Below are 20641 nucleotides of genomic sequence, written 5' to 3'. Positions count from 1 at the left end.
TGGCCGCGGTGGCCGTCGTCACCGGCCGGCCCGCCGACGCGGCCGTACGCCAGGGCGGCCTGTCGGGCGCGGAGGGACTGGAGCACCTCACCGTGCTCGGCGCGTACGGCGCGGAGCGCTGGGACGCACGCACCGGCGAGATGAGCGCGGCCCCGCCGCCTCCCGGAGTCGCCGCCGTACGGTCCGAACTGCCCGCCCTCCTCGCCGACTTGGGCGCGCCGGCCGGCACCTGGACGGAGGACAAGGGCCGCGCCGTCGCCGTCCACACCCGCCGTACGGACGACCCGTCCGCCGCCTTCGAGCTGCTGCGCACCCCGCTGTGCGCACTCGCCGAACGCCACGGCCTCGTCGTCGAACCGGGCCGCATGGTCCTGGAGTTGCGCCCGCCGGGCATCGACAAGGGCGCGGCGCTGACCGCGCATCTGCGGGGGGCGGGCGCGAACGCCGTCCTCTACGCGGGCGACGACCTCGGCGACCTCGCCGCCTTCGCGGCGGTCGAGAAGCTGCGCGACGAGGGCGTCCCCGGCGTCCTGGTGTGCAGCGGCGGCGGCGAGACGGGCGAAACGGTGCCGGAGATCGCCGACCGCGCGGACGTCGTGGTCGACGGCCCGTCCGGCCTCGTCGCCCTGCTGAACGCCCTGGCGGACCAGCTCGATACGGACGCGCGGGCCTGAACGGGCGCCCGGCTGAGGTGACTTGGGACGGTCCGCCGATGCGGTCGGGCGGCGGCGGTCAGCCGGCGGTCCCGTCCGCACGCGTCATCAGCAGATGCCCCCGGCGGTACCGTTCGCCGTCCACCGGCTCGCGCAGCATCCGCCCGACCTCGGTGAACCCGCGGCGGTGCGTGGATGACGGAGTACCAGGACAGGACGCCGCTGAGCGTCCCGTCGGGCAGGTCCAGCGCGTCCATCGAGCCGACCTCGAACCGCAGGTCCGGAAAGGCCCCGCGGGCGTACTCGATCATCGCCGGCGACTGGTCGACGCCGAAGACGTCCAGCCCCGACTCCCGTAGCTGCGCGGTCAGTTGACCCGGACCGCAGCCCAGATCGGCGACGGGTCCGTGCCCGGCGTACCGGACGGACCGCGTACCGGACGGACCGCGTACCGGACGGACCGCGTACCGGACGGACCGCGGGGCGGGCGCCCGCGGTGCCCACCGCCGGTCACCCCTCGCGCAGCGCCGCGAGTTGGTCGAGGAACCAGCGCGTCGGAGGTGTCGCGGTGGCCGCCGACGCCAGGCGGGCGGTGTGCTCAGCGCGCGGGCCGTGGTCCATCGACAGTGCCTCGTGCAGGGCACGCGCCGTGTCCCCGATGTCGTACGGGTTGACGACGAAGGCGTACGGGCCCAGCTCCTCATGCGCGCCCGCCTCCCGTGAGAGGACCAGCGCGCAGCCGTCGTCGGAGACGACCGGGACCTCCTTGGCGACGAGGTTCATGCCGTCGCGGATCGGGTTGACGAGCGCCACGTCGGCCAGCCGGTACGCGGCCAGCGAGCGTGCGAAGTCGTCCTTGAGGAAGAGCACGACCGGGGTCCAACCCTCCGTCCCGTACGTGGAGTTGATCTCGTCGGCGACGCGCGAGACCTCGCTCATGTAGTCGCGGTAGACCGCCAGGTCCTGCCTCGAGGGGTAGGCGAGCGCGAGATGGACGACGCGTCCGCGCCACTCGGGGCGGTCGGCGAGCAGGCGTGCGTACGCGTGCAGTCCGCGCACGATGTTCTTCGACAGCTCGGTGCGGTCGACCCGCACGATCGCGCGGCGTGGGCGGTCGTCCGCGTCGCTGCCGATCTCGCCGCGCAGTATGGCGATCCGCTCCTCGACGTCCTCGCGTCCGGCGCGCTCGCGCAGGAACTCCCCGTCCGCGCCCAGCCCGTGGACGCCGAGCCGTGTCGTACGGCCCTCGCAGGTCACCACCGCTTCGCCGGTGCGCTCGTCCTCCGCGACCGAGGCGCCGAGCACCGCCGCGCAGCAGTCCGCGAAGCCGCGCGCCCAGCGGCGGGTGAGGAACGCGGCGCGGTCGGCGCCGAGGATGCCGCGCAGCACCTGCCGTGCGACGGCGTCCGGCAGCATCCGGTAGTAGTCCGGCGGTGCCCACGGGGTGTGCGAGAAGTGCCCCACGCGCAGATCGGGGCGGCGCTCGCGGAGCAGTCCCGGCACCAGCGTCAGGTGGTAGTCCTGCACGAGGACGGTCGCGCCCTCGGCGGCCTCCTCGGCGAGGGCGTCCGCGAAGGCCGCGTTGTAGCGCTCGTACGACGCCCACTGCCGCTCGAACTCCGCGTCGAAGGAAGGCTCCAGCGGCGTCTGGTAGAGCATGTGGTGGACGAACCAGAGCACGGAGTTGGCGATGCCGTTGTAGGCGTCGGCGAAGGTCTCCTCGGGGATGTCCAGCATCCGTACGGACTGGCCACCGGTGTCGGCCGGGTCCAGCTTGCCGCCCGAGCGCCGTACGGCCTCCCGGTCGCCCTTGCCGAGGGCGGCGCACACCCAGACGGCACCGCCGCCGTCACGGTCGCCGTCGCCGCCCGCTCCGTCGGCGGCGATCGCGGAGAGTCCGGAGACGAGACCGCCGCCGCCGCGCTTGGCGGAGAGCGAGCCGTCGTCGCCGACGGAGTAGGAGACGGGCCCCCGGTTCGAGGCGACCAGTACGTCCGCCAGGCCCTGCTGGGATGAGCGTTCGACGACCATGGCCCGAGCTTAGCCACGCCGCGATCCGGGCAAACGTGACGCGCCTCGCGCCCCGGACGCGCCGCACGGCCGGGCGGGAGCAGCGCACGGATTCCGGTGCGCCGAGGCGCCGGCGGACGCGTATCCCGTCATCCGTCACGCAACTCCCGTACGGCCGACCGCAGTTGGCGCGCCGCCGCCCGGGCTCAAGCCGGGACCCCGCTACGCCGCCCGCCGCTCCGCGTACTCCTCGATCTCGCGCATCGGCGGCCGTTCCACCGTGTCGATCACATGGCTGCGGGGCGCGAAGCCGCCCGGCGCGGCGGCGACGCGCTCGAACTGGGTAAGCGTCGGGCGCACCAGCCGGCTGCCGCCGCGGGCCATGCGGAGCTGGGCCGTGTGCTGGATCGCCGCCGCCATGCGGCCCAGCGCCTGGCCGCTCTGGTGCCGGTGGCGCCGTACGCCGACGTCGACCTGTGCCAGCGCGTCCAGCCCGGCGGTGTGCAACGCATCGACGAGCAGGCCCAGTTCGACGCCGTAGCCGACGGGGAAGGGAAGCTGTTCCAGCAGCGAGCGGCGGGCCGCGTACTCGCCGCCGAGGGGCTGTACGAAGCCCGCGAGCTGCGGCCAGTGGAGGTTGAGCAGCGGGCGGGCGACGAGTTCCGTCACACGTCCGCCGCCCGCCGGATCGTCGCCGAGCGGCCGGTCGTACATCGCCTTGACCAGCCGCAGCCGCGGGTCGGTCAGCAGCGGTCCGACGACGCCGGAGACGAAGTCGGCGGAGAAGTCCTCCAGGTCGGCGTCGACGAAGCAGACGACGTCGCCGCGCGTCACCAGCAGCGAACGCCACAGCACCTCGCCCTTGCCGGGCAGCGCGGGCAGCCGCGGCAGCACCTCGTCGCGGTGCACGACGCGCGCCCCCGCGCGGGCCGCGGTCTCGGCCGTACGGTCCGTGGAACCGGAGTCCAGCACCACCAGCTCGTCCACGAGCGCGTCACGGGACGCGGAACCCGCCGGTCCGTAAGCCGCCGCACGGCCGGACGCGGGACCCGCCGCCGGACCGGTCGCCTCCCCTCCCGCCATCAGCTCGCGCCGGATCACCGAGACGATCCCGCCGACCGTCCGCTCCTCGTTCAGCGCGGGCAGGACGACGCTGACCCGTGTGCCCGAGGCCCGCTTCGCCGCCAGCAGCGACGCCATGGGACGGTCGGCGCACGAGAAGGACCGGCGCTCCAGCCACTGCCCGACTTCCTCCAGCACGCGGCCCCTCCCTGTGATCCATCTCGCGGTACGGACGCCTGTCTCCATGGTCAAGCCTGTCGGTTACAGTCTTGAACAACGCGGAAGGCGCACGCATGCCGGGTCCGTCCCGGAGCGCCGCGGCTCTGCGTCACAACTTCACACCGCTCATCCAGAGGGGCAGAGGGAACGGCCCGTTGAAGCCCCGGCAACCCTCCAGCCGGTCTCGCACGAAGCGACGTGACATCGCGAGGCTCCCGGCTCGGGAAGGTGCCAATTCCGTCTCGTGGCGAGATACGTCACGGGGAAGATGAGGAGAGAGGGCCTCGCCGCATCATGGCTGTTCAAGCTGCTCACGCTGCCGCCGGCACCACCGCCGCACCCGGGGACGGGACCGGTCGGGCGGCACCGTCCGGTTCCGGATCCGTCGCGCTCGGCCCCGCCGCCGCGCTCTCCTGCCGCGAGTGCGGCGAACGCATCCCGCTGGGCCCCGTCTTCGCCTGCGAGGCGTGTTTCGGGCCGCTGGAGATCGCGTACGAGTTCCCCGGCGGCGGCCCCACGGCGCTGCGTGAGCGCATCGAGGCGGGACCGGACAACATCTGGCGGTACGCGCCGCTGCTGCCCGTCCCCGCCGACGTCGCCACGAAGCCCAACATCAACCCCGGTTTCACCAAGCTCGTCCGTGCCGACCGGCTCGCGCACGAACTCGGCGTCACCGGCTCCCTGCACATCAAGGACGACTCCGGCAACCCGACGCACTCCTTCAAGGACCGCGTCGTCGCGATAGCCGTCGAGGCTGCGCGCGCCTTCGGCTTCACCACCCTCTCCTGCTCCTCGACGGGCAACCTCGCGGGCGCCGTCGGCGCCGCCGCGGCCCGCGCGGGACTGCGCTCGTGCGTGTTCATCCCGCACGACCTGGAGCAGGGCAAGGTCGTCATGGCGGCCGTCTACGGCGGCGAACTCGTGGGCATCGAGGGCAACTACGACGACGTGAACCGTTTCTGCTCCGAGCTGATCGGCGACCCCGCCGGCGAGGGCTGGGGCTTCGTGAACGTCAACCTTCGCCCGTACTACGCCGAGGGCTCCAAGACCCTCGCGTACGAGATCTGCGAACAGCTCGGCTGGCGGCTGCCGGACCAGCTCGTCGTGCCCATCGCCTCCGGCTCCCAGCTCACGAAGATCGACAAGGGGCTCAAGGAGCTGATCTCGCTGGGCCTGGTCGAGGACAGGCCGTACAAGATCTTCGGCGCGCAGGCGGAGGGCTGCTCCCCGGTCTCCCGCGCCTTCAAGGACGGGCACGACGTCGTACGCCCGGTGCGCCCGGAGACCATCGCCAAGTCGCTGGCCATCGGCAACCCGGCCGACGGCCCGTACGTGCTGGACATCGCGCGCCGTACGGGCGGCGCGGTGGAGGACGTCGACGATCCGCGGATCGTCGAGGCGATCAAGCTGCTGGCGAGGACCGAGGGCATCTTCGCCGAGACCGCGGGCGGCGTGACCGTCGGCGTCACGAAGAAGCTGATCGAGGAGGGGCGGCTCGACCCGTCCCTCACCACCGTCGTCCTCAACACGGGCGACGGTCTGAAGACCCTGGACGCGGTGGCTCCCACCACCGGTCCGACCGCCGTCATCCGACCCACCCTGGACTCCTTCCGAGAGGCTGGTCTCGCATCATGAGCGTGAACGTCCGCATCCCGACGATCCTGCGTACCTACACCGGCGGGCAGGCCGAGGTGAGCGCCGAGGGCGCGACACTCTCCGAGGTGCTGGCCGATCTGGAGCGCAACCACACGGGCATCGGCCCGCGCGTGCTGGATGACGCGGGCAAGTTGCGCCGCTTCGTCAACGTCTACGTCAACGACGACGACGTCCGCTTCGAGCAGGGCCTCGAGACGCCGACCCCGGACGGCGCCGGAGTCTCCATCATCCCCGCGGTGGCGGGCGGCTGCTGACGGAGTCTCAGGAGGTCTCGGGCCTGCTGAGGTCTCGTGAGAGGTCGGTGAAGGCCGCTCGCTCCTGCCGTCGGTCCCCCTACGGTCGAACCGCTCTCTCCGCGCTCGCCAGAGCGAAGCGGAGGGGGCGGTTCCGCGTGTGGGGACGCGATAGGGTTGCCGCACCTCCCACCCCAGTGCTCCACCCGGCACGTGCCGGGTGCATATGAGAACGCGACAAGTTGCGCCCGAATTCGGGGCGGCAATTGTCGTGTTGGTGCCCTATGCCCGGCCGCGCTTGCCCCGCTTGTACGGGGATTGCGGGCTTTTGGGCCTTCGAGTGGTGCTCAGATTTCTCGTCTTCGTGACCTGTTGCAGAGGGCGTCCGTACAGATACATTCAGCCGCGGTCGACGCCTTCCGGGTCCGCATCCGCCTGTCTGCGGGGGCTCTCCCGGAGGTGAGGTCTGACCCGGGTTCGTGAAGTGCGGGCTCGCGTAAGGGCCAGTAATAGGGGAGTTAGGGATGGCTCAGGGCACCGTCAAGTGGTTCAACGCGGAGAAGGGATACGGCTTCATCGCGGTCGACGGTGGTGCGGACGTATTCGTCCACTACAGCGCGATTCAGATGGACGGCTACCGCACCCTGGACGAAGGACAGCGGGTCGAGTTCGAGATCTCGCAGGGTCAGAAGGGGCCGCAGGCGGACATGGTCCGTGTGACTGCCTGAGCACCCGCAGCACTGCGCAGAACTACAACAGCCGTACGAGGGGCCGTACTCCGTGAAGGAGTACGGCCCCTCTGTGCTGTCCGCGCTGTTCCCGCTGTGCGGGTGCGGGTGCGGGTGCGGGTGCCGGTGCCGGTGCGTGGGGCGGGCCTGCCGCGGCCCCGGAAGCACGCGCTTGCGTACCGTCCGGTCCCGTGTGATGTCCTGGGGGCGCTTGCACTCGCAGGGGTCGAGTGCTAATCATTGCGTTAGCACTCTCCGAGTGAGAGTGACAGTCAAGGACCGGGTCGGTGAGGCTCGTTCGCCGGGTGGAGCAAGGAACCACGCGGCTTCCGGGTCGTCCGTCGCGGGCGCCAGCGCGGTCCGGTATTGCCGTCCCCTGGTTGTGCAGGGGGATCCCCAGTCCGGGAGGGACCACTTCACATGGCCAAGATCATCGCGTTCGACGAGGAGGCGCGGCGCGGCCTCGAGCGCGGGATGAACCAGCTCGCCGACGCCGTCAAGGTCACGCTCGGCCCCAAGGGCCGCAACGTCGTGCTGGAGAAGAAGTGGGGCGCCCCCACGATCACCAACGACGGTGTCTCCATCGCCAAGGAGATCGAGCTCGAGGGCGAGTACGAGAAGATCGGCGCCGAGCTCGTCAAGGAGGTCGCGAAGAAGACGGACGACGTCGCCGGTGACGGCACGACGACCGCGACCGTCCTGGCCCAGGCGCTCGTACGGGAGGGCCTGCGCAACGTAGCCGCCGGCGCCAACCCGATGGCTCTCAAGCGCGGCATCGAGCGGGCCACCGAGGCCGTCTCCGCCGCCCTGCTGGAGCAGGCCAAGGACGTCGAGACCAAGGAGCAGATCGCCTCCACGGCCTCCATCTCCGCCGGCGACCCGCAGATCGGCGAGCTCATCGCCGAGGCGATGGACAAGGTCGGCAAGGAAGGCGTCATCACCGTCGAGGAGTCGCAGACCTTCGGGCTGGAGCTGGAGCTCACCGAGGGCATGCGCTTCGACAAGGGCTACATCTCCGCGTACTTCGCCACCGACATGGAGCGCATGGAGGCGGAGCTCGAGGACCCGTACATCCTCATCGTCAACTCCAAGGTCGGCAACGTGAAGGACCTCCTTCCGCTGCTGGAGAAGGTCATGCAGTCGGGCAAGCCGCTGCTGATCATCGCCGAGGACGTCGAGGGCGAGGCGCTGTCCACGCTCGTCGTGAACAAGATCCGCGGCACCTTCAAGTCCGTGGCCGTCAAGGCTCCCGGTTTCGGTGACCGCCGTAAGGCCATGCTCGGCGACATCGCCATCCTCACCGGTGGCACCGTCATCTCCGAGGAGGTCGGCCTCAAGCTGGAGAACGCCGGTCTGGAGCTGCTGGGCCGCGCCCGCAAGGTCGTCATCACCAAGGACGAGACCACGATCGTCGACGGCGCGGGCGAGAGCGACCAGGTCGCCGGCCGCGTGGCGCAGATCCGCGCCGAGATCGACAACTCCGACTCGGACTACGACCGCGAGAAGCTCCAGGAGCGTCTGGCGAAGCTGGCCGGCGGCGTGGCCGTCATCAAGGCCGGTGCCGCCACCGAGGTCGAGCTGAAGGAGCGCAAGCACCGCATCGAGGACGCGGTGCGCAACGCCAAGGCCGCCGTCGAGGAGGGCATCGTCGCCGGTGGTGGCGTGGCTCTGCTCCAGGCGTCCAGCGTCTTCGAGAAGCTGGAGCTGGACGGCGACGAGGCGACGGGCGCGCAGGCCGTCAAGCTCGCGCTGGAGGCGCCGCTCAAGCAGATCGCGGTCAACGCCGGCCTCGAGGGCGGCGTCGTGACGGAGAAGGTGCGCAACCTGAAGCCGGGCCACGGTCTCAACGCGGCCACGGGCGAGTACGTCGACATGCTCGCCGAGGGCATCAACGACCCGGCGAAGGTGACGCGTTCGGCGCTGCAGAACGCCGCGTCCATCGCCGCGCTCTTCCTGACGACGGAGGCCGTCATCGCCGACAAGCCGGAGAAGGCCGCCGCCGGTGGCGGCGACCCGACCGGTGGCATGGGCGGTGGCATGGACTTCTGATCGCACAGCGGTCGGAAGCCCGTTGCCTCCCGGCACGGAGACGGACCGAGGGCGGCATCCCCTGCGCGGGGGTGCCGCCCTCGGCGTGTGCGGGGCACCGGCGGTGCGGCGCGGCCACGGCGTGGTGCCGTGCGGTGCGGCGGTGTCCGCGTCGCCGGTGTGCGCCTCGCCGTACTCCCTTACACGCGTGCCCCGTTGTCGTACGCGGAGCGCCGCGTCTTCGTCCGCTTCGCGCGGCCCTGCTCCGCTCCGGCCTCCGGTCCGCCGCGGCCTGTTCCGCCGCGGCGCGGGCGGCGCGGTGTGGACGTCGCGGACGTACGGGCCTCCAGTTCGATGGCGAGCGGTGCGCCCACGAACAGCGACGAGTACGAGCCGACCGCGATGCCGATGAGCAGCGCGAGCGCGAAGTCGCCGAGCGAGTCCCCGCCCAGCACCGCGAGGGCGGCGATGATGAACAGGGCGCCCATGCCGGTGTTGAGGGTGCGCGGCACGGTCTGGACGACCGCGTTGTTCACCACCGTACGGAAGGGCCCCTTCTTTCCGTCCCGGCGTTCGGAGCGGACCCTGTCGAAGATCACGACGGAGTCGTTGACCGAGTAGCCGATGACGGTCAGCAGCGCCGCCAGGAACACCCCGTCGACCGGCCTGCCCAGCCAGGCGAAGGCGCCGACGACGATCACCGCGTCATGGACGAGCGAGATCACCGCCGAGGCACCGAACGTCCACCTGAAGCGGAAGGCCAGATAGATCAGTTGGGCGCCGAGGGCGACGGCGAGCGCGATCAGGGCGTGCTGCCGCAGTTCCTCGCCGAGGCTCGGCCCGAACAGTTCGTCGCGCACCTTCTCGGTGTCGCCGCCGAGGTCCTCCAGCGTCGAGCGGACCGTCTGCTCCTGCTCCCCGGTCAGCTCCTCGGAGCGCACCGTGAGGCGGTTGCCGTCGTCACCGTCCGCGCCGTCGCCGCCGGAGTTCTGGACGACGGTGTCCGGCATCCCGGCGTCCGCGAGCGCCGAGCGTGCCGCTTCCGGATCGACGGTGCGGCTCGTCGCGTACTCCACGAGCCGGCCCCCGGTGAACTCGACGCCGAAGTCCAGGCCGCGCAGCACGATTCCGCCGACGGCGAGGAGGACGGCCAGGGACGAGACCGCGAGCCACCGGCGTCCGTGCCGCATCCAGTCGGGCCTGCGTTCCGTCAGCAGGGTCCGTACCCGTCCCAGTCCCGCGAGGCCCGTGATCTGCGGACGGGCGCGTACGGAGCGGCGGTTGACGGCGAAGTCCACCAGCGCCCTGGTGACGACGAGCGCGCTGACCATCGAGGCCAGCACACCGATGGAGAGTGTGACGCCGAAGCCGCGCACCGGGCCCGAGGAGAGGGTGAAGAGCAGCAGGGCGGCCAGCAGCGTGGTCACGTTGGAGTCGATGATCGCGCCGAACGCGCCCCGGAACCCCTTGGCCGTCGCGAGGCGCAGACTTCTGCCGCGTACGCCGAGGTACTCCTCGCGGGCCCGTTCGAAGACGAGGACGTTGGCGTCCACGGCCATGCCGATCGCCAGCACGAAACCGGCCAGCCCCGGCAGGGTCAGGGTCGCGCCGAAGGCCACCAGCGCGGCGTACGAGATCAGCCCGTAGCACAGCAGGCCGACGGCCGTGAGTGCGCCGAGCAGCCGGTAGACGACGATGATGAAGCCGGAGGTGAGCAGGACGCCGATCGCCGCGGCCCAGCCGCTCGCCTCGATCGCCTCGGCGCCCAGCGTCGGCCCGACGGTGTGGTGCTCGATCACCTCGACAGGGACGGGCAGCGCGCCGCCCTCGATCAGCGTCGCCAGCTCCTTGGCCTTCTCCTCCGTGAAGTCGTCGGTGATCTGGGTGTTGCCGCCCGCGATGCCGCGTCCGCAGCCGACGGACGGGTCGACCTGCGGCGAGGAGATGACCTTCTTGTCGAGGACGATCGCCACCCGCCGCTTCGGATCGCCGGCCGGGGAGCAGGCGGCGTCGCCCGTCAGACCGGCCCACTTCTCCTCGCCCTTGTCGCGGAAGGCGACGTCGATGAACCAGCCGGTGCCGCGTTCCGGATCCATCGTCGCGCGGGCCGACTTCACCTCCTCGCCCGTCATGGCGGTGCCGCCCAGGCGTACGGGGCGTCCGGACTCGTCGGTGCGCGGGACCTTCTCCTCCGGGCCCTCGCCGGTCTTCTCCTGCGCGTCGGACGGCCGCTGCGGAGCGCCCTCGACGGGGTGGAAGGTGAGCTGGGCGGTGCGGCCGAGGACTTCCGCGGCCTGGCGCGGGTCCTGGAGGCCGGGGAGTTCGACGATGATGCGGTTGTCTCCGGAGCGTACGAGGCCCGGTTCGGCGACCCCGAGTGCGTCGACGCGCTGCCGCAGTACCTCCATCGTGTCGTCCGTCGCGGACGGCGTCGCTTTGGCTGTGGCGGAGTCGCGGGACTCCAGGACGATCTGTGTTCCGCCGCGCAAGTCGATGCCGAGACGGGGTGGTTGGAATACGGCGAGGATCGCGGCGACGGCCGTGACGGCGAGCGCGATCACCGCCCGCACCTTGTTGGCGCGAGTCATGGGTTGCCTCCTGCACAGGCACACCGGGCCCCGGGAGGGGCGGCGGCGATGAGGACGAGGGCACCGGTGCGTGCCGGAGGGCGGACGCTCGACGGCGCGCGCGCCCGGCTCCACGCGCCGCGTGGGCGTGGCCACTTGGGCGAGGCCGCGTGGCCGCGTGGGCGTGCGGGGCCGGCCGAGCCGCCGGGCGCGCCACGACGGAGTGCGCCGCGGAGCGCGCCTCGTCACGGGCGAGACATCGTGCGCCTCATCCCGTACGAGACATGCCGGATCTCCGGACGACGGGTGCCGGTTCGGTCAGAGCTGGGGTGCCTGTACGGCCGGGGGAGCGCGGCCGTGCCGCGGCGAGCGGTGCGTGAGATGCGCCGCGGAGAGCGCCGGGCGGCGCGGCAGGACGACGCTGTGCCGTGGCTCCTGCTCGTACTTCCCGACGGCGGGAGCGAGCGGGAGAGGAGCGTGGGTGGCGGCGTGCGCGGGGTGGGCGAGCGCCGCGTCGAGATGCTGCGCCGGAGCCTGCTCGTACGCGCCCCCGGCGGACTGGCTCTGAGCGGCGGCACCGTGGGCCTCCGGCTGCTGTGCGAGGGCGCCCGAGCCGCCGAACAGGGCGAGCAGCAGGGCCAGCAGGACGGCGAGCGGGAAGCCCGGCAGGGGACGTGCGCCCCGACGTCCGTACGGGAAGCGGGAGCCGTATGGAAGGCCGGAGCCGGACGGGGAGCGGGAGCCGTATGGAAGGCCGGAGCCATACGGGGAGCCGTGCTGCGGCGCTGCGCTGCGTACGCGGCCTGCCACCATGCCCTCCTCGTCTTCCGCACCTCGCGGCGTGCCGGGCCGTGCGGCGCGGACGCCTCCACCCTGCCCCAGATCCGCGGGGCCATCAACACGCCTGCGGTGCACGCCCGTCGGGTCACGGCGCCCGCCCGTACCGGCGGCCCCGCGAGCCCGTGGCGAACCCGTCCGCAGCGGCCCCGCCGTCTCAGTCCTCGCGTGGCGCGAGACCGCTGCGGTGCGGCGGTGCGCCCAGCGTGAGCGAGAAGCGTCCGGCCGCCGTGGCGACGGCACGCCCGCACCGGGCGAGGTCCTCCTCGTCCGGGAAGCTGCTCAGGGTCACCGCGCTCATGCCGCCGACGGCCGCGCCCGAGTGGTCCAGGACGGGGGCGCCCACGGCGACGACGCCCGCCTCGTTCTCCTCGCGGTCCTCCGCGTAGCCGCGTTCGCGCACGGCGGCCAGTTCGGCGAGCAGTGTCGCGGGCTCGGTGTGCGTACGGTCCGTACGGGCGGGCATGCCGGTGCGCTTGAGCAGCGCGCGGACGGATTCGTCGGGCAGCGTCGCGAGCACGGACTTGCCCACGGACGTGGAGTGCAGCGCCAGGCTCATGCCGACGCGGGAGGCCAGCCGGTAGGGCCGGTCCGCCTCCAGCTTGGCGGCGTAGACCGCTTCGTCGCCGCTGAGCAGGGCGAAGTGGACCGTCCAGTCCGTCTCTTCGCGCAGCTCCTCCAGTACGGGACGGGCCTGGTCGGGCAGGTCGCCCTCGTGCCGGTGGCTGCCGACGAGGGTGAGGACGCGGGGGCCGCTGGCGTAGCTGCCGCGGCCGAGGGAGCGGGCGAAGCCGCGTTCCACGAGGGTCTGGAGGATGCGGTGGACGGTGGGCTTGGGCAGCGACGTGGCCTCGGAGAGGGCGGCGACGCTGCGGTGTTCGGCCAGCGCTTCCAGCACGTCGAGTGTCTTGTCCGCCGCCGTACGGTGCCGCTCGCTGGCCATCGGCCCAGTCTATGCAGCCCGTGCAGCCTCGTCGCCGGGCGCTTTTCGGCCCCGGGCGTACGGACTTCGGCCGCTGCGCGGCGGGTTCACAGCCTCCGGGGGCTGTGGCAGCATTCCGGCACCCGGGTCGGTTTCTGGAACAGTGTTTCGTCAGGCAAAACGTACGGCTTGTCGGGCGGCCGGTGTGTGCCGGTGGCAGGCCGGGGGCGCAGGCGGCAGGGACGGATGAATCGAGACGGCGATGTCCGAGGAACCACCACCCCGCACCAACCCGACGACCCCCACGAGCCCGACGGCTCCGACGGCTCCGCGGCCGGACCCGGTTGCGGACCGGGACCGGCACCGGACCGTCCGTACCGACCCCGAACTGCGGCGCGTGGTCACGGCGTCCGTCGTCGGCACCGCGCTCGAGTGGTACGACTTCTTCATCTACGGCACGGCGGTCGTGCTCGTCTTCAACGACCTGTTCTTCGTCCAGGACGACCCGGCGGCCGGCACCCTGATCGGCCTGGCGACCTTCGGTGTCGGCTTCGTCTTCCGTCCCGTCGGCGGCTTCCTCTTCGGAGCGCTCGGCGACCGTATCGGCAGACGCTCCACGCTCGTGGTGACCACACTGGTCATGGGCCTCTCCACGGGCCTCATCGGGCTGCTGCCTCCGTACGCCTCGATCGGCGTCGCCGCCCCGGTGCTGCTCACACTGCTGCGGGTGTGCCAAGGGCTGGGCGCGGGCGCCGAGTTCGGCGGTGCGTCGACACTGCTCGCCGAGCACGCACCGGCCGAACGGCGGGGTTTCTACGCCTCGTTCGCGCAGACGGGGGTGCAGGCGGGGCTCGTGCTGGGGACCGTCGTCTTCCTGCTCGTCGGGCTGCTTCCGCGCGAGAGCATCCAGAGCTGGGGCTGGCGGCTGCCGTTCCTGATCAGCTTCGTGCTGATCGCCGTCTCGCTCTATCTGCGGCTGCGCGTCGCCGAATCGCCCGTCTTCCGGCGGATGCAGGAGAAGCAGACCGTGGTGCGGCTGCCGGTGCGCGAGGCGCTGCGCCGCTATCCGCGCAGCTTCCTGGTGGGGGTCGGCGCGCACATCTGCGACACGTCGGTGGTCTACATCTACGCGACGTTCTCCGTGTCGTATCTGACCACACAGGTCGGACAGCCCAAGTGGGTCGCGCTGACCGGGGTGATCTCCTTCGGGCTCGTCGTGATCGCGTTGCAGCCGGTGTACGGGGCGCTGTCGGACCGGATCGGGCGCAGGCCGCTGAATTTGTTCAGCGTGGTCTTCACGGGCCTGTTCGCCTACCCCTTCTTCGTCCTGCTGGACACGGGCGTGCCCGTCGTCATCTGGCTGGCGCTGATCGTGGCCACCGCGCTGGGGCTGGCGCCGATGATCGCCGTCCAACCCGTCTTCTACGCCGAGCTGTTCGGGGCGCGCGTGCGCTACACGGGCTTCGCGGCCTCGCGTGAGACGGGCGCCGCGCTCGCGGGATTCTCGCCGTTCGTCGCGGCGGCGCTGCTCGGGTACGCGGACGGCGACCCCTGGCTCGTGGCCGCGTTCATGGCGGCGACGGCGGTGGTGTCGCTGGCGGCGTTCCTGTACTCGAAGGAGTCGCGGCAGACCGACGTCGGCCTGGAGGACCACGCACCGGCGGCCCCGGGAGGACGGTGAGGGCCGGGCAGCCCGGCCCTCACCCATGTCGCCCCGCCGCCTCAACTGCCGTACGGCGCAGGCGTCATGACGTACGCGAGGCCCGGGTACGGGACGTACGGGCGCGCAGCAGCGCCGCCAGCACCGACCCGGCGAGCGCCGCCACGAGCAGCCCGAAGGCGATGCCCGCGGCCCGCAGTCCGAACAGATCGGCGGCCAGCCCCACGCCGATCACGGGCAGCGACAGCGCGACGTACAGCACGACGAAGAACGTGGAGGCCACCTCCGCGCGATGCTCGGCGGGCGCCTCCGCGTTGACGGCCGAGAGCCCGGCGCGGAAGCTCAGGCCCTGCCCGAGACCCGCCACCAGGCCCCCGGCGACGAGGAGTTGGAACGAGCGCATCGCGAACCCGGCCGTCAGCAGCAGCATTCCGGCGACGAGCCCCGCGCAGCCGAGCGGCAGCGAGGCCCGTCCCAGCCACGGCACCAGCAGGATCTGCCCGGCCGCCGACGCCGCGAACACCGCGAAGATGACGCCCCCTTCGAGCGCGAGACTCGTGACGTTCAGCAACTCCGAGAGGAACGCGGGCGATACGGCCGTGAAGAGACCCAGCACGGCGAAGCCCGCGAACCCCGCGATGGCCGCCCGTGTGAACGTGCCGCGCATCTCCTGCGGAATCGTCGGCCGCGTCACCCGCAGCCGCAGCCGTCCCGTCGCGCCCTCCACCGGCTCCGGGATGCGCCACACACCGGCCGTCACCAAGACGAGCAGCCCCAGATGGACGGCGTACGGAAGACGCAGCGCCGCCGGCGCGGACTCGGACAGCGCACCGGCCAGCAACGGCCCGACGCCCAGTCCGCCCATCTGCACCACCGTCGCGACGAGGCTGCCGCGGCCGGTGTTGCGTCTCCCGGCGAGGTCGACGAGGGCGGCGGTCGCGGTACCGGTGACGACGCCCGCGGAGAGGCCGGACAGCAGCCGTCCGACGAACAGCAGCGCCAGATCGTGCGCGACCAGGAAGACGACCGAGCTGAGCATCGACAGCGCGAGACCCGGCAACAGGGCCCGGCGGCGCCCGACTTCGTCCGAGACATGTCCGGTGAGCAGCAGCGCGGCGAGCACTCCGGCGGCGTACGTCGCGAAGACGACGGTCACCATCAGCGTGGAGAAGCGCAGTTCGACCTGGTAGATGCCGTACAGCGGCGTGGGCAGCGTGGTGCCCAGCATCGTCACCGTGAAGGCGGCTGCCACGAGCCAGAACGCCGCGGGGCGGGAAGTCGGCCTCATGGGGCCATGATCCGCCGCACCGGTCCCGGCGTCGCGGCGTTTGCGTTCGAACGGCGCGGCTACCCGTGCGCGAACCGACCGCAACGAGCCGAAGTCCCGGGGTGGGAAGCCATGTCCGCAGTTCTCGTCATCGTTCTGGCAGTGACCGTCGCCGTCGTCGTCGCAGGCGTGCTCTACACGGGCCTGGGCAGGGGCGGCGCCGCCCGTGGCGGTCTCCGGCGGCGCTTCGGGCCCGAGTACGACCGTGCGGTCACCCGGCACGCCGGCGACACCCGGGCCGCCGAGCGCGAACTCGCCCAACGGGTGCGTACGTACGGCTCGTTCACCCCGCATCCGCTGCCGCCGGAGGTGCGCGAGCAGTATCTGAGCCGCTGGACGTCCGCTCAGGAACGCTTCGTCGACTCGCCCCGGCAGGCCCTCGCCGAGGTGCACGAACTCCTCGGCGGCCTCGCGCAGGCCCGCGGCTTCCCCGGCCCGGAACGCCGCGAGGAGCACCTCGACGCGCTCTCCGTGCACCACCCGCAGCACCTCGGCGGCTACCGCAGGCTGCACGCGGCCGCGACGAGCGGTGCGGCGGCACCGAGCGGCACCGCCGCCGGTACGGAGGAGATGCGTGAGGCGATGCTCCAAGCCCGGGCGTTCTTCGACGCGTTGGCGACGGAACAGCCGCACGGGCCGCAGCGCGGCGCGGCAGCGCGCGCCGCCCGCACCCCGCGCGCGGAACGCCCGCTGACCCACGACGGCGCCCTGCGGGGCTCGTTGCTCCCCGGACGCCGCCATACGAAGGGGAACACGGCGCCGTGACGCGGCGTACGAGGGGGAACGCGGCGCGGGGCTCGTGACGCGTCGACGGGTGCGGGCGCTTTGCGAAGTGGCGTACGGGGAGCGGGAGTTCGGCGGGGCGGCGTTGTGTGGGCCATGTTCGCCACGGCTTCGGCGCGTACCAGCATGAGGTTCGGGCTCCGGCCGGTCGGCCCGTCCCTTCCGTTCACGCCATCGTGTGATGTCAGTCCTGGTCGGAGACCGTGACGCGGGCTAGCGCTCCCGTCTCCAGCGCCGCCCAGACCGCGCCGTCGGGGCCCAGGGTGAGGCCGTGGGGTTCGGCGGCGGGGGCCGGGAGCGGGGCTTCCAGGAGGGTGCCGTCCGGGGTGAGGCGGGCGAGGCGGTTGGCGCCCCACTCCGTGAGACAGCAGGCGCCGGCCGCGTCGACGGCCACCGCGTGCGGGCGTGCGGCCGGGTCGGGCAGGGCGAACTCGTCGATTCCGCCGGAGGCGTCGATCCGTCCGACGGCGCCCGCGCCGATCTCCGCGAACCACACGGCGTCCCCGTCCGGTTGCGCGGCGATGCCGACCGGCGCCGCGCCCTCCGTCGGCAGCGGGAAAGTGGTGATCTCGCCCGCGGTGGTGACGCGGGCGAGAGCGTTCGCCTGGTTGAGCGTGCACCACAGCGCACCGTCCGCGCCCGCCGTGATCGCCGACGGGAAGGCGCCGGGCACGGGCAGCGGGAAGCGGGTCACCTCTCCGGTGACGGTGATGCGGCCGATCGTGTTCGCCGTGGTCTCGGTGAACCACAGCGCGCCGTCGGGTCCCGCCGTGATGCCGTACGGGCCCGACTCCCCGCCGCCCAGGGCGAATTCACGGGTGTCCCCGTCGACCGTGACGCGGCCGATGCGGTGGTCGTGCGTGCGGCAGAACCAGAGGGCGCCGTCCGGTCCCGGCGTGATGACGGTCGGGCCGCTGCCCGGGGCGTCCAGCGGGACGTAGCCGAACTGCCGTGCCGGAAGCGCCAGTCGGCCGATCACGCCCGCATGGACGAGCGTGAACCAGAGCGCGCCGTCCGGTCCGGCGGTGATGCCGTACGGACCCGCGCCCGCGCCCGGGCCCGGATCCCCGTACTCGTCCCCGTCTCCGTCTCCGTCTCCGGCCCCGAGCGGGACGATCTCCACAACGAGCTTTTCCGTCACGGGAGTTCACCTTCCTTCTGTACGTCGGCGGGATCCACTGCCAGCGGTACGGGGCGTGAGCGGCCGGGCTCCGGGCGTCCCTTGCGCATATGAACACGCGTACCGCGGAAGCGACGTGCGAGCGTGCGGTCGTGGGAGACCACGACGAGGGCGCCGCGGTAGCGCTCCAGCGCCTCCTCCAACTCCTCGACCAGCGTGGGAGAGAGGTGGTTCGTCGGCTCGTCGAGCAGCAGCAGATCGGTGCGCCGGGTGAGCAGCCTGGCGAGCGCGAGCCGCTGCCGCTGTCCCACCGACAGCCGCCCGACCGGTACATCGAGCGCGTCAGGGGCGAACAGCCCCAGCGACAGCAGGTGTTCGCGGTGCTCCTCGGGCGTCCCCGGCAGGCCGGAGGCGAACTCCGCGAGCAGCGAGCGGACTTGGCCGACGCCGCCGTTCGCGGCCCGCGCGGCGGGAGGGTCCTGCGGCAGCAGACCGACGCGGCCGTGGCGCCGCACCGTGCCGCCGTCGGGGCGCAGGGTGCCCGCGAGCACATGCAGCAGCGTCGACTTGCCCGCACCGTTCGGACCCCGTACGAGCAGCCGCTGCCCGCGGCCGATGTGCAACTCCGGTACGTGGAGGCGGTCGCCGACCCGTACGCCGTACAGCGACGCCGTACCCGCCCGCGCCTCCTCGTCCGCGTCCGGGTCCGTCCGCGGTCCGGCCTCGAACTCCCCGCCGAACGCGAGCAGTCGGGGCGGCTTCGGCACCGCGTCGCGGTGCAGACGGCGCAGCCGTTCCCGTGCCTGCCGTACGCGGCCCGCGACGCTGCTCTGCACACGGCCCGCGTCGCGGTCGTACGCCAGCTTGTTGCCGTCCTTCATGCCGCGTCCGGGTGCGACCCGGCGGGCGGTGGTCGCGGCGCGGCGCTCGGTCTCCGCGACGGCCCGCCGCCACTCCTCGTACGCCTGCTCATGGCGCTGCCGCGCCGCTGCCCGCTCCCTCAAGTAGGCGCGGTAGCCGCCTCCGTGGCGGGTGACGCGTCCGTCGGCGACCTCCACGATCGTGCCCGCGACGCGGTCGAGGAACATCCGGTCGTGCGTGACGGTCACCACCGTGCCGCGGTGGGCGCGCAGTTGGCCCTCCAGCCAGGTCAGGGCCTGCTCGTCAAGGTGGTTGGCGGGTTCGTCGAGCAGCATGAGGCGCGGCGCCGAGGCCAGCAGACAGGCGAGTCCGAGGCGGGCGCGCTCGCCGCCGGAGAGGGTTCGGAGCGCTCTGCCGCGGTCGACCGCGCCCAGGCCGAGGGCTTGCAGCGCCCTGTCCGTACGGGAGTCGGCCGCGTAGCCGTCGCGTGCCTCGTACGCGGTGAGCAGGTCGCCGTACTCGGCCATCCGCTCCTCGGTGAGGCCCGACTCCAGTTCGCGCAGGCGGCGTTCGAGGGCGCGGAGGCCGGCGAGCGCCTCGTCGAGGGTCTCGCGGACGGTGCGGGAGGAGGGCGGCACGGGGGTCTGACCGAGGTGGCCGATGCCGCCGCCGTACGGGCCGGGCGGGGCGGCGACCGTCACGGTGCCCTCGTCCGACTGCTCCTCGCCCGAGATCAGGCGCAGCAGCGTGGACTTGCCGGAGCCGTTGTCACCGATGACGGCCACATGTTCGCCGGGCCGGACCGTGAGGGAGACGCCGTCGAGGACGGTGCGTCCCGCATAGGACTTCGTGACGTTCCTGAGCGTGAGTTGGGCGGACACGGCGGTGGACCTCCGGTGGGCGCGGCGGGCGGGACGAGTGCGCCGGGGCGCTGTACGGCACCCGGGCTCGGTCCGCTCGGTCCATGGCTGCTGCGCTCCCTCGGAGGTCCGGGATCCAAATGCGACAGTGTTGCGTTAGTGTGGCGAGCCTGGCACAGGAGATCCGACGGCGCAAAGCGTTTTACGGGAGCGGACGTGACGTACGGCGCGCATGCACGGCAGGGAGCCTCGGGCGCCGAGCCCGGACGCTCGCGTCCCGGCGGCCGTACGGCCCGTACGCGGGAGGCCGTACGGCAGGCCACGCTGGAGGAGTTGGCACAGCACGGCTTCGACGGGCTGACCGTCGAGGGTGTGGCCTCCCGTGCGGGCGTGCACCGGGCGACCGTCCACCGCCGCTGGCGGAACGCCGCCGGGCTGGCAGCCGACGCGCTCGACCTGGCCTCGGACGAGCCGTGGCCGGTGCCGGACACCGGCGAAGTACGCGGCGACCTGCGGGAGTTGACCACGATGGTCGCCGCGCACTTCAACGACCCACGGGACGGGGCCGTCTCCCGCGGGATCGTCGCCGCCGCCGTGCGCGACGCGGAGACCGCCCGTGCCCTGCACGGCTTCCTGGCGGGACGGCACCGCCAGGCGGCGCCCGTGGTCGAACGGGCCGTGGAGCGCGGGGAGTTGCCGGAGGGTACAGACGCCGAGGAGGTCGTCCGTACGGCGATCGCGCCCCTCTACTACCGGCTGTTCATCTCGGGCGAGCCGGTCGACGAGGGGACGGCGGTACGCGCCGCGGACGCCGCACTGGCGGCGGCCCGCGCGGGCGCGTTCGTCTGACGTCGGGGACGGGATGACAGATTTTGAAATCTGTCATCTGTTAGCCGTCAGCGGTCATCCGTCAACTGCCGCCCGTCACCGGATATCTGTCAGCCGTCAGCCGCCATCCGCCATCCGCCATCCGTCAGCCGCCGTCCGTCACCGGCCGGCGCCCACCTCCGCCCCCGTTCACACCCCGACCGGCTGCCGGGGCTCGTCCCCCGGACCCCCGTCGCCCTCGTCCGGCCCGCCGGACCTGCCCGGTCCGGACCCGCCGCCCGGCCCCG

The 20641-nt window shown here is 72.6% G+C and carries 16 protein-coding genes, 1 pseudogene and 1 riboswitch; of the genes and pseudogenes, 8 read left to right on the top strand and 9 right to left on the bottom strand.

Translation table 11 applies throughout. The features are described 5' to 3' along the window. Positions 1–674, top strand: a 674-nt coding sequence (locus AN218_RS18745; RefSeq protein WP_275936983.1) for a trehalose-phosphatase, incomplete at its 5' end; no start/stop codon positions are given. Positions 675–732: 58 nt separating this feature from the next. Here the strand turns inward: AN218_RS18745 and AN218_RS34625 are convergent. From AN218_RS34625 to AN218_RS18730, 3 genes and pseudogenes are all read right to left on the bottom strand, one after another. Then, positions 733–1078: pseudogene (locus tag AN218_RS34625) on the bottom strand (class I SAM-dependent methyltransferase); the annotation flags it as partial. Positions 1079–1163: 85 nt separating this feature from the next. Beyond that, a complete protein-coding gene (locus AN218_RS18735; RefSeq protein ID WP_070018041.1) occupies positions 1164–2684 on the bottom strand; it encodes an alpha,alpha-trehalose-phosphate synthase (UDP-forming) in 1521 nt (506 codons plus the stop codon). 201 nt (positions 2685–2885) lie between these two features. Continuing rightward, the gene (locus tag AN218_RS18730; protein ID WP_070018040.1) at positions 2886–3923 is read right to left on the bottom strand and encodes a glucosyl-3-phosphoglycerate synthase; all 1038 of its coding nucleotides are present in this window, start codon (positions 3921–3923) and stop codon (positions 2886–2888) included. Positions 3924–4067: 144 nt separating this feature from the next. Then, a riboswitch (SAM riboswitch) is annotated at positions 4068–4219 on the top strand. Between the two features lie 19 nt (positions 4220–4238). On the opposite strand from AN218_RS18730, the gene thrC reads away from it, so the two are divergent. The 4 genes from thrC (at position 4239) to groL (ending at position 8610) form a co-directional block, all read left to right on the top strand. Further along, complete coding sequence (gene thrC / locus AN218_RS18725; RefSeq protein WP_070018039.1) at positions 4239–5579, top strand: threonine synthase; 1341 nt, start codon at positions 4239–4241, stop codon at positions 5577–5579. Next, positions 5576–5854, top strand: a complete 279-nt coding sequence (locus tag AN218_RS18720) for a MoaD/ThiS family protein (RefSeq protein ID WP_070018038.1) — start codon at positions 5576–5578, stop codon at positions 5852–5854. The genes thrC and AN218_RS18720 overlap by 4 nt, the downstream gene beginning before the upstream one ends. A 503-nt stretch (positions 5855–6357) precedes the next feature. Then, the gene (locus tag AN218_RS18715; protein ID WP_028429801.1) at positions 6358–6561 is read left to right on the top strand and encodes a cold-shock protein; all 204 of its coding nucleotides are present in this window, start codon (positions 6358–6360) and stop codon (positions 6559–6561) included. Positions 6562–6981: 420 nt separating this feature from the next. Further along, positions 6982–8610: a chaperonin GroEL gene (gene groL / locus AN218_RS18710; protein WP_070018037.1), complete on the top strand. Its 1629-nt coding sequence runs from the start codon at positions 6982–6984 to the stop codon at positions 8608–8610. Positions 8611–8789: 179 nt separating this feature from the next. Here the strand turns inward: groL and secD are convergent, their stop codons facing one another. The 3 genes from secD to AN218_RS18695 all read right to left on the bottom strand — a co-directional run bounded on the left by secD (position 8790) and on the right by AN218_RS18695 (position 12936). Then, a complete protein-coding gene (gene secD / locus AN218_RS18705) occupies positions 8790–11177 on the bottom strand; it encodes a protein translocase subunit SecD (RefSeq protein ID WP_070018036.1) in 2388 nt (795 codons plus the stop codon). Between the two features lie 297 nt (positions 11178–11474). Beyond that, a complete protein-coding gene (locus tag AN218_RS18700; RefSeq protein WP_070018035.1) occupies positions 11475–11969 on the bottom strand; it encodes a hypothetical protein in 495 nt (164 codons plus the stop codon). Between the two features lie 181 nt (positions 11970–12150). Further along, positions 12151–12936, bottom strand: coding sequence for an IclR family transcriptional regulator (locus AN218_RS18695; RefSeq protein WP_070018034.1), 786 nt, complete (start codon positions 12934–12936; stop codon positions 12151–12153). Positions 12937–13177: 241 nt separating this feature from the next. On the opposite strand from AN218_RS18695, the gene AN218_RS18690 reads away from it, so the two are divergent. After that, positions 13178–14596, top strand: coding sequence for an MFS transporter (locus AN218_RS18690; RefSeq protein WP_079132323.1), 1419 nt, complete (start codon positions 13178–13180; stop codon positions 14594–14596). A gap of 64 nt (positions 14597–14660) precedes the next feature. Here AN218_RS18690 and AN218_RS18685 read toward each other — a convergent pair whose 3' ends face one another. Continuing rightward, the gene (locus AN218_RS18685; protein WP_070018033.1) at positions 14661–15863 is read right to left on the bottom strand and encodes an MFS transporter; all 1203 of its coding nucleotides are present in this window, start codon (positions 15861–15863) and stop codon (positions 14661–14663) included. A 111-nt stretch (positions 15864–15974) separates the two neighbouring features. Between AN218_RS18685 and AN218_RS18680 the strand changes: the two genes are divergently transcribed. After that, positions 15975–16667 carry a hypothetical protein gene (locus tag AN218_RS18680; RefSeq protein WP_070018032.1) on the top strand — a complete coding sequence of 231 codons (693 nt, stop codon included), beginning with the start codon at positions 15975–15977 and terminating at the stop codon, positions 16665–16667. A 202-nt stretch (positions 16668–16869) separates the two neighbouring features. Here the strand turns inward: AN218_RS18680 and AN218_RS18675 are convergent, their stop codons facing one another. Together AN218_RS18675 and abc-f are read right to left on the bottom strand one after the other, a co-directional pair. After that, positions 16870–17826: a Vgb family protein gene (locus AN218_RS18675; RefSeq protein WP_420855987.1), complete on the bottom strand. Its 957-nt coding sequence runs from the start codon at positions 17824–17826 to the stop codon at positions 16870–16872. Continuing rightward, complete coding sequence (abc-f, locus tag AN218_RS18670) at positions 17823–19547, bottom strand: ribosomal protection-like ABC-F family protein (protein ID WP_070018031.1); 1725 nt, start codon at positions 19545–19547, stop codon at positions 17823–17825. The genes AN218_RS18675 and abc-f overlap by 4 nt, the downstream gene beginning before the upstream one ends. 195 nt (positions 19548–19742) lie before the next feature. Here abc-f and AN218_RS18665 point away from each other — a divergent pair, with 195 nt between their 5' ends. Beyond that, the gene (locus tag AN218_RS18665; protein ID WP_070018030.1) at positions 19743–20375 is read left to right on the top strand and encodes a TetR/AcrR family transcriptional regulator; all 633 of its coding nucleotides are present in this window, start codon (positions 19743–19745) and stop codon (positions 20373–20375) included. Positions 20376–20641: the final 266 nt, after the last annotated feature.

The organism is Streptomyces nanshensis, from assembly GCF_001751255.1.
In the GTDB taxonomy this organism is placed as follows: Bacteria; Actinomycetota; Actinomycetes; order Streptomycetales; family Streptomycetaceae; genus Streptomyces; species Streptomyces nanshensis_A.
Note: the sequence above shows the minus strand (reverse complement) of the source record. Positions and strands in the feature narration are given on the sequence as shown.